We start from the raw sequence: 4,046 nt of genomic DNA, 5'->3' as shown, positions 1-4,046 counted from the left end.
GCCCCGGGCCGGCCGCCGCCCGACGTCCCCCCCCCGCGCGGGGCCCCGCCCGCCCCCTCCCCGCGGTACGACGAAGGGCCCGCCGGATCGGCGGGCCCTCTCGGTCGGGGGGCGCGGTCAGACCGCGATGATGGTGATCAGGGCCACCAGCCCGGCCAGGGTCGGGGCGATGATCCACCAGCACCAGCGGACCTGCACCGGGCCGGCCGCGTCCGGACGGGAGGCGTTGCGCTCGGCCGTCTCCTGGAGGACGCCGACCACCTGGTCGGACCAGGCCCGGTTCGGGTCCGTCGAGCCCTGCACCGCCGCCCCGGACGACGCCTGGCCGAAGACCATCCCGAGCCGGGACGCGTGCTGCCGCCCGCCGTGCTCGCGCGCCCGGGCGGCCCGCTTGCGCTGCCGCAGCGACACCGGCACCGCCCACACCTGGAACTTCCGGCCGTCGGCGAGCAGCTCCACCGAGTACCCGGCCCGCAGCGCGTCCACGGCGGCCCACGGCGCGATGATCGTGCGCAGCGGGTTGCGCACCACCAGCCGCCGCTCGTTGGCCAGCACCGCCGGCCGCAGGGTGTACGCGATCACCGGGAGCACGAACACCGGCACGGCGGCCAGGGACACCCACGGCGTCTTGCCGCTCCCGTTGATCGCCGCGTCCCCGATGAGCCACGCCGCCACGGCCAACAACAGCACCCCGGAGATCACGCCGGGAACGGAGCGGTACACGCGGTCGGCGTACACGGGCTCCCCATCGGAGCCGGCCGAGCCCTGGTGGGGCTTGCCGTCGGATTCGGTCATGCCGACGATTCTGCCCCATGCCCCCCGCCGCCCACAGGGTCCGCGATCACGGTTCGGCCCCGGTCACTCCTCCCGGCATCGGGTGGCCCCGCCGCAATCCGCCCCCACGTCGGGCCGGGTGGGCGGTCAGATCTCGGTCCGGCATCGATAGGTCTCCGGTCTAGCGATTGGCTACGCGCGTAGATATGCTGGTGTGGTGACTATGTCCACTCTTGCAGCCAATGCCCCCGGCGTTGCGGGCAGCGGTCTCCAGGACGTCGCGACGTCCGAGGCCTCGCTCCGTCGCTTCCTGCACGGCCTGCCCGGTGTCGACCAGGTCGGCCTGGAGGCGCGTGCCGCCACTCTCGGTACCCGCTCGATCAAGACCACGGCGAAGGCGTACGCCATCGACCTGGCCATGTCGATGATCGACCTGACCACGCTGGAGGGCGCGGACACGGTCGGCAAGGTGCGCGCGCTGTGCACCAAGGGCAGGAACCCCGACCCCACCGACCCGACCGCTCCCCGTGTCGCCGCCATCTGTGTCTATCCGGACATGGTCGCCACCGCGAAGGCCGCGCTGCAGGGCACCGACATCCAGGTCGCCTCCGTCGCGACCGCCTTCCCCGCCGGACGCGCCGCGCTCCCGGTCAAGCTCGCCGACACCGCCGACGCGGTGGCGGCCGGCGCCGACGAGATCGACATGGTGATCGACCGGGGCGCCTTCCTCTCCGGCCGGTACCTGGACGTCTTCAACGAGATCGTCGCCGTCAAGCAGGCGTGCGGGCGCGCCGACGGCAGCTCCGCCCACCTCAAGGTCATCTTCGAGACCGGCGAGCTGCAGACGTACGACAACGTGCGCCGCGTCTCGTGGCTGGCGATGCTGGCCGGTGCCGACTTCATCAAGACCTCGACCGGCAAGGTCGCCGTCAACGCGACCCCGCCGGTCACCCTGCTGATGCTGGAGGCGGTCCGCGACTTCCGCGCGCAGACCGGCGTCCAGGTCGGCGTGAAGCCCGCCGGCGGGATCAAGACCACCAAGGACGCGATGAAGTACCTGGTGATGGTCAACGAGACCCTCGGCGACGACTGGCTGACCCCGCACTGGTTCCGCTTCGGCGCCTCCAGCCTGCTCAACGACCTGCTGATGCAGCGGCAGAAGCTGACCACCGGACGGTACTCCGGTCCCGACTACGTGACGGTGGACTGAGAATCATGGCCAAGAACACCAAGAAGACCGCGGGGCCCGCGACCGGGCAGGCCGGACAGGCGGCGCAGGCCGCACCGGCCGGACAGGCGGCGCAGGCCGTCAAGCCGGCCGGCCTGTTCGGCTACGCCCCCGCCCCCGAGTCGCCCGCCGCGGCCGGCGACATCGCCACCTCGTACGGCCACTTCATCGGCGGCGAGTTCGTCGACTCCTCCGGCAGCGAGGCCCTGAAGACGGTCAACCCGGCCACCGAGCAGGTGCTCGCCGAGTTCGCGCGGGGCACCGCGGAGGACGTGGACCGCGCGGTCGCCGCCGCCCGCAGGGCCTTCACCGACTGGTCGGCGCTGCCGGGCAGCGAGCGCGCGAAGTACCTGTTCCGGATCGCCCGGATCATCCAGGAGCGCGGCCGCGAGCTGGCGGTGCTGGAGTCGATCGACAACGGCAAGCCGATCCGCGAGACCCGCGACTTCGACATCCCGACCGTCGCCGCCTGGTTCTTCTACTACGCGGGCTGGGCGGACAAGCTGGACTACGCCGGTTACGGCGCGAACCCGAAGCCGCTGGGCGTGGCCGGCCAGGTCATCCCGTGGAACTTCCCGCTGATGATGCTGGCGTGGAAGATCGCCCCGGCGCTGGCCACCGGCAACACGGTCGTCCTCAAGCCGGCCGAGACCACCCCGCTGACCGCGCTGCGCTTCGCCGAGATCTGCCGCCAGGCCGGTCTGCCGAAGGGCGTCGTCAACATCGTCACGGGTGACGGCACCACCGGCGCCGCGCTCACCGCGCACCCGGACGTCAACAAGGTCGCCTTCACCGGCTCCACCCCGGTCGGCCGGGCGATCGCCAAGCAGCTGGCCGGCAGCCGCAAGAAGCTGTCGCTGGAGCTGGGCGGCAAGGCCGCCAACATCGTCTTCGACGACGCGCCGATCGACCAGGCGGTCGAGGGCATCGTCAACGGCATCTTCTTCAACCAGGGGCACGTCTGCTGCGCGGGCTCGCGCCTGCTGGTCCAGGAGTCGATCCAGGACGAGCTGCTGGACGCGCTGAAGCGCCGGATGTCCACCCTGCGGGTCGGCGACCCGCTGGACAAGAACACCGACATCGGTGCCATCAACTCGGCCGCCCAGCTGGCGCGGATCACCGAGCTGACGGACGCCGGCGAGGCCGAGGGCGCGGACCGCTGGTCGCCGGAGTGCGAGCTGCCGGGCACCGGCTTCTGGTTCAAGCCGACCATCTTCACCGGCGTCAGCCAGGCCCACCGGATCGCCCAGGAGGAGATCTTCGGCCCGGTGCTGTCCGTGCTGACCTTCCGCACCCCCGCCGAGGCGGTCGAGAAGGCCAACAACACGCCGTTCGGCCTCTCCGCCGGCATCTGGACGGAGAAGGGCTCGCGGATCCTCTGGACCGCCGACCGGCTGAAGGCCGGCGTGGTCTGGGCCAACACCTTCAACAAGTTCGACCCGACCTCGCCGTTCGGCGGTTACAAGGAGTCGGGCTACGGCCGCGAGGGTGGCCGGCACGGTCTGGAGGCCTACCTCGATGTCTGAGACCACCATCGCGCGTCTTGACGTCCTCAAGACCTACAAGCTGTACGTCGGCGGGAAGTTCCCGCGCTCCGAGAGCGGGCGGGTGTACGAGGTGACCGACTCCAAGGGCGAGTGGCTCGCCAACGCCCCGCTCGGCACCCGCAAGGACGCCCGCGACGCCGTCCTGGCCGCCCGTGCGGCGGTCAAGGGCTGGGCCGGCACCACCGCGTACAACCGCGGCCAGGTGCTCTACCGGGTCGCCGAGATGCTGCAGGGCCGGCGCGAGCAGTTCGCGGCCGAGGTGGCGCTCTCCGAGGGCATCGGCCCGAAGAAGGCCGCCGCCCTGTTGGACGCGGCGATCGACCGGTGGGTCTGGTACGCGGGCTGGACCGACAAGGTCGCCCAGATCGCGGGCAGCGCCAACCCGGTCGCCGGGCCGTACTTCAACCTCTCCACCCCGGAGCCGACCGGCGTGGTCGGGATCGTCGCCCCGCAGGCCGGCTACGGGCACTCGCTGCTCGGCCTGGTCTCGGTGGTCG

The 4,046-nt window shown here is 72.0% G+C and carries 4 protein-coding genes; 3 read left to right on the top strand and 1 reads right to left on the bottom strand.

What is annotated here, in order from left to right; all coding sequences use genetic code 11:
- Positions 1–117: 117 nt before the first annotated feature.
- Positions 118–795 (bottom strand): PH domain-containing protein, encoded by a 678-nt coding sequence (locus tag ACFWOG_RS39965; protein ID WP_329882709.1) that lies wholly within the window; start codon positions 793–795, stop codon positions 118–120.
- A gap of 202 nt (positions 796–997) precedes the next feature.
- Between ACFWOG_RS39965 and deoC the strand changes: the two genes are divergently transcribed.
- The 3 genes from deoC to ACFWOG_RS39950 all read left to right on the top strand — a co-directional run.
- Positions 998–1,984 carry a deoxyribose-phosphate aldolase gene (gene deoC / locus ACFWOG_RS39960; protein WP_329950710.1) on the top strand — a complete coding sequence of 329 codons (987 nt, stop codon included), beginning with the start codon at positions 998–1,000 and terminating at the stop codon, positions 1,982–1,984.
- Positions 1,985–1,989: 5 nt separating this feature from the next.
- Positions 1,990–3,528, top strand: coding sequence for an aldehyde dehydrogenase family protein (locus tag ACFWOG_RS39955; protein ID WP_329882707.1), 1,539 nt, complete (start codon positions 1,990–1,992; stop codon positions 3,526–3,528).
- Positions 3,521–4,046 (top strand): aldehyde dehydrogenase family protein (locus tag ACFWOG_RS39950; RefSeq protein ID WP_380364574.1); only part of this gene is annotated, 526 nt, incomplete at its 3' end. The genes ACFWOG_RS39955 and ACFWOG_RS39950, both read left to right, overlap by 8 nt.

Origin of the sequence: Kitasatospora sp. NPDC058406 (assembly GCF_042722765.1) — a bacterium.
GTDB lineage: Bacteria > Actinomycetota > Actinomycetes > Streptomycetales > Streptomycetaceae > Kitasatospora.
This window is presented reverse-complemented; position numbering and strand designations above follow the sequence as displayed.

Coding starts and splice junctions, on each gene's coding strand:
- ACFWOG_RS39965 (WP_329882709.1), bottom strand. CDS start 795: ATGACCGAATCCGACGGCAAGCCCCACCAGGGCTCGGCCGGCTCCGAT.
- deoC (WP_329950710.1), top strand. CDS start 998: ATGTCCACTCTTGCAGCCAATGCCCCCGGCGTTGCGGGCAGCGGTCTC.
- ACFWOG_RS39955 (WP_329882707.1), top strand. CDS start 1,990: ATGGCCAAGAACACCAAGAAGACCGCGGGGCCCGCGACCGGGCAGGCC.